Source organism: Streptomyces cellostaticus, assembly GCF_023630175.1.
GTDB classification, from domain to species: Bacteria; Actinomycetota; Actinomycetes; order Streptomycetales; family Streptomycetaceae; genus Streptomyces; species Streptomyces cellostaticus_A.
In genome coordinates this window covers 1-1,077 of the sequence record NZ_JALLIN010000141.1, presented here as the reverse complement: position 1 = coordinate 1,077, position 1,077 = coordinate 1, and the positions used below count along the sequence as shown (strand labels likewise).

Genomic DNA, 1,077 nt, shown 5'->3' with positions numbered 1-1,077 from the left:
ACAGGCATGGCCGCTGGTGATCATGTGGGTGTCGAGTCCGTATGAGCACCGAGCGAGTCCATGCCTGCGCACCCATCTTCCCGCATGCCGTCATGCCTCCAGCAACTGGGGGACGCCTCCGGTCCAGCCCCGCTGGAGACAGTCGCTGACCTGCGGAAGTTTCTGGCCACGGTGCCTGACCCGCGGGCCCGTCGCGGCATCCGTCACCCATGGACAGCGCTGCTCACCTCCGCGGCCGCCGCCGTTCTGGCCGGCGCCGCCTCGATCACGGCGATCGGCGAGTGGGTCGCCGACGCGCCGCAGAGCGTCCTGGCCCTGCTCGGATTCCGGCCCGACCCGCTGACCGGCCGGATCCGCCCGCCCCATGCCACGACTGTCCGCCTCGTCCCGGCCGCTGCGGACGGGGACGATCTCGACCGCGCCCTCGGCGACTTCCTCCAGGAACGCAAGGCCCCGGCCCCGCAACGCAAGGTCATCGCCGTCGACGGCAAGACACTCCGCGGCTCCCGCACCACAAACCAACCGGCCACTGCCCTGATCGCCGCCATGACCCACAGCGGCCAGGTCCTCGCCCAACGACAGATCGACAGGAAAAGCAACGAGATCCCGGCCTTCGCACCGCTCCTGGACGGCCTCGACCTGACCGATGCCGTGATCACCGCCGACGCCCTGCACACCCAGCACGATCACGCCTCCTACCTGCACGAACGCGGGGCTCACTATCTGGCCGTCATCAAGCGGAACCACCCCGGACTGCATGAGCGGGTCCGCCGCCTTCCCTGGCGCGACATCCGCCTGGACCACATCGACCGCACCCGGGCCCACCACCGCGACGAGATCCGCCGCCTGAAGACCACCGCGTTCGCCCACATCGACTATCCTCACGCACGCCAGGCACTCCAAGTCGTGCGCTGGAGACGGGACATGGGCACCGGGCAAGCTGACGATCGAGCGGATCTACCTGGTCACGAGCCTGCCGCCCGGCGCGGCCGACGGCAGCGAACTCGCGGCCTGGATCCGCGGTCACTGGCGCATCGAGAACCAGCTGCACCACGTCCGCGACCGCACCTTCCACGA

Annotated in this window: 1 protein-coding gene; it reads left to right on the top strand. The window is 69.8% G+C overall.

Going from position 1 to position 1,077, the window contains the following annotated elements:
• Positions 1 to 171: 171 nt before the first annotated feature.
• On the top strand, positions 172 to 1,077 hold a 906-nt coding region (locus MXD57_RS31365), incomplete at its 3' end, for an ISAs1 family transposase (RefSeq protein WP_250405603.1).